Genomic DNA, 3,651 nt, shown 5'->3' on the forward strand with positions numbered 1-3,651 from the left:
GTGCCATCGTAGAATGGGAAATGCCAGACGGAGTTAAGAAATTCAAAATAATAGAAGTGAAGAACTAAAATTCAAACAAAAAAAGAAAATGCTTCCTTGTTTTAAACATAGGAGGCGTTTTTTCTACTGAGACTAATCCATAGAATTAAGTACCAGCAACCAATCATTATACATACCCGAAGTAAGAGGTATGAAAGTAAATTCATTTGTTTTATCAATCAAAAAAGGGATAGAAAATCTTCCGTTTCTGGGATTATACCATGAAACAGAAATACAATGACTTTTAAACTGATTCAGCGAAAGTTGAACTTTTTGTCCTCTGGCAAGATAAACCACTGCTAAAGAACGGTCCCTTGTTGTGGCAGCGCTGATATAAGTACTGTCTTTAGCAAATTTGCTGACGATGATTGACTGATTTGGCTCTAATGTATAAAAGGGTACTGTTTCAAAAAACTTCCGTACATGTATCATGTTTTTGGCTCCGGGACGTTTTAGCGCCTTTTTCCAGTCCGTTAAACAAGGAATAGTAAAATTATCATTCTTTTTGAACATTTGCCATACAGCATTATTACCATAAGTATAGCCACATGCGCCTGAAAGAAAATTCCAGTAGGCATGTACCCTTACATCATAATCTGTAAAAAATCCTTTTTTAAAATATTCAGGATTTTTAATTGTATTGTCTTTATTTAAGATACTTTCAGGCACTTTTTGTAAATCGTCCCATTTTATGTATTCCCAAAATTTTACGGGAATATCTTCATAGGCAGGTTCAGCATCAAGAAATGGTTTTACGGGAAAGCTGTTATAATCAACCTCTGCAAAGCGATATACCGGCATGTATTTATTAGCATGTCCACTCTGGTATAAATTAAAATCTATCCAATCTTCTTTATATTGAGAGGAAGATTGTTCACCTGCAGGGTGATAACTCATAAGGTGTTGTCCTCCGTCTGCTTTTTTGATTCCTGTTGCCATTGCTCTCCATATATTCATTGCTTTCGGGCTATCTATATTTCTGTCTCCTCCCAGAAGCCATATTACAGGCTTGTTTTTATACCTTTCGCCTAAAAATCGCCCAAAGGAGTAGGCATTTTTATCGGTAAAAACTACAGGCCCTATTCCTTCTCTTTTAGAATAAACTTTATCACCCCAGGTTGGCAATAGCGCTATATACAATCCTAACTGTTTGGCTTTATTAATAATAAAATCTACATGTTCGAAATATTTTTCATTAGGTTTTTCAGGGTTTAATTCAATAAGCGGAATTTCTCCATAGATATTAGGTTTACGCAATCCATCATCTTCCGCAAGAATTACCGCCTGTATAACGGTAAAGCCCTGTTTAGCTCTGGTTTTTAAATATTTTTCGGCATCTTTCCTGTCCAGCTTATGAAATAATTCCCAGGCGGTATCACCTATCCAGATAAACGGAGAACCATCAGCGTTTTCTATATAGCGCCGGTCAGCACTTATCCTCAGCAGATTAGTTTGAGCAAAAGAATTAAAAAACGAAATAAGAAGAAATAACGTAGCAGTGATTCTGAGCATTGTTTGTTGTTTAATCGGTTTTGAAATTAAATGATAATGCTGATTTAATAAAGTATCGGGTAATCTGAAGTTACTTTCGGCTATAATAGTATTAGTTATGCGGTCTCTATGCCCCTATTTTTGAATTTCAACCAATTTAATAACTATTCTAAATTAATTAAGATGAAAAGAAACTGCCTTGTTATAATTATTGCTCTGTCTTTAGGGACGGCATCATGTAAAAAAAAGACGGAAAATTTGGGTAAAACTCCTACTCCAGCACCAAAAGAAGAGCCCAAACCTGTAGCACTAAAACCCGAACCATTTGGTGTTAACCTCGCAGGAGCAGAATTTGGAGTTAATATGCCCGGTACATTTAATACAGATTATACCTATCCAACCGTTGCCGAACTGGATTATTTTAAAAGTAAAGGATTAAATCTGGTAAGGCTGCCTTTTAAATGGGAACGGATACAACGTTCACTCAAAGGGCCATTGGATAATGCGGAATTGACAAGGGTGAAGAATTTCGTAAATGCCGCACAAACAAGAGACATCTTTATAATTTTAGATATGCATAATTATGGCAGAAGAAAAATTGATGGAACAACTTATATTATCGGCTCTTCTGAAGTTCCTGTAGAAGACGTAGCAGATGCATGGGGGAAATTAGCAAACGAATTTAAATCATATACAAATATCTGGGGTTATGGGCTAATGAACGAACCTCATAGTATGCTGTCATCTGCTCCGTGGTTGGATATCGCCCAGGCGCTGATAGATAAAATAAGAGCAGTTGATTACCAAACTACTATTTTAGTTGGTGGAGATAGCTGGAGTTCTGCTGCCAGATGGCTGGCGGCCAGCAATAATCTTAAAAACCTGAAAGACCCGGCAAATAACCTGATTTTTGAGGCACATGTTTATTTTGACAATGATGCATCAGGGTCTTATAAAGGAACTTATGACGCCGAGAAAGCAACTCCAACTATAGGTATTGAACGGGTAACTCCTTTTGTAAACTGGCTAAAACAAAATAACTTAAGAGGCTTTGTGGGCGAATATGGTGTGCCGGATAATGATACAAGATGGTTTGTAACTTTAGACAATATGCTTAAATATTTAAAGGACAATTGTGTAAACGGAACTTATTGGGCTGCGGGACCTTGGTGGGGAAATTATGTTCTAGCAGTAGAACCCAGAAATGGCGTTGACCGCCCTCAAATGGAAATTTTAACAAAACATACAGTCACAAACCCTGATAACTGCAAATAACAGCCCTCTGATTTTAATGCTAATAATCATCAAACATAAGTTATAAAAGTATTATATACCCTTACTAAGTAAATATACTTTTGCTAAACCAATTAATAATTATGCAGATAAAAGTAAAGACGAAGATGAGACAATTAATATTCCTGAGCCTTTTAATAACAGGACTTTTTAATAAGGCCGCTTATGCACAAGATTTAGAATTGCCCTTTGGCGTTAATCTGGCAGGAGCCGAATTTGCACACGATAAAATTCCGGGCATATATGGTACAAACTATATTTATCCTACAACGGAGGAACTTGATTATTTCAAATCAAAAGGGCTGACATTGTTTAGAGTGCCTTTTTTGTGGGAAAGAATTCAGCCTGTTTTAGGAGGAGATTTAGACACCGTCGAATTAAGAAGGCTGACAAGTTTTATAAATGCTGCCAGAGAAAGAAATCTTTGGGTAATTCCGGATATGCATAACTACTGCCGTCGTTATGTAAATGGTACTCGTTATATCGTTGGTTCTCCCGAGGTAAGTATAACCCATCTTTCCGATGCCTGGAAAAAAATAGCGGCAGCATTAAAGACTTATAATAACATTTGGGGATATGGAATTATGAACGAACCGCATGACCTTTTAGAAAATGTGCCTTGGTTTAATATCGCCCAGAAAGTAGTCCATGAGATAAGACTTGAGGACACAGAAAAACCCATTATTGTAGCCGGAGATAGTTGGAGCTCAGCAGAACGCTGGCCATCTTTTAGTGGCAATCTTAAAAATCTTAAAGACCCGGCAAATAACCTGATTTTCGAAGGGCACATTTATTTTGATGAAGACGCGTCAGGCGCATACAGAAATT

At 36.9% G+C, this 3,651-nt stretch carries 3 protein-coding genes; 2 read left to right on the forward strand and 1 reads right to left on the reverse strand.

Annotated features, from left to right (window positions below):
* Positions 1-132: 132 nt before the first annotated feature.
* Positions 133-1,551: a glycoside hydrolase family 140 protein gene (locus ABWO41_RS16580; RefSeq protein WP_353140399.1), complete on the reverse strand. Its 1,419-nt coding sequence runs from the start codon at positions 1,549-1,551 to the stop codon at positions 133-135.
* A gap of 162 nt (positions 1,552-1,713) precedes the next feature.
* On the opposite strand from ABWO41_RS16580, the gene ABWO41_RS16585 reads away from it, so the two are divergent.
* Together ABWO41_RS16585 and ABWO41_RS16590 are read left to right on the forward strand one after the other, a co-directional pair.
* Positions 1,714-2,805, forward strand: coding sequence for a glycoside hydrolase family 5 protein (locus tag ABWO41_RS16585; RefSeq protein WP_353140401.1), 1,092 nt, complete (start codon positions 1,714-1,716; stop codon positions 2,803-2,805).
* 125 nt (positions 2,806-2,930) lie between these two features.
* On the forward strand, positions 2,931-3,651 hold a 721-nt coding region (locus tag ABWO41_RS16590; RefSeq protein WP_353140403.1), incomplete at its 3' end, for a glycoside hydrolase family 5 protein.

The sequence above is a fragment of the Pseudopedobacter sp. genome (assembly GCF_040392825.1).
Taxonomy (GTDB): domain Bacteria; phylum Bacteroidota; class Bacteroidia; order Sphingobacteriales; family Sphingobacteriaceae; genus Pseudopedobacter.

Excerpts from the sequence above, each read along its gene's own strand:
- ABWO41_RS16585 (WP_353140401.1), top strand. The coding sequence starts at position 1,714 with ATGAAAAGAAACTGCCTTGTTATAATTATTGCTCTGTCTTTAGGGACG.
- ABWO41_RS16580 (WP_353140399.1), bottom strand. The coding sequence starts at position 1,551 with ATGCTCAGAATCACTGCTACGTTATTTCTTCTTATTTCGTTTTTTAAT.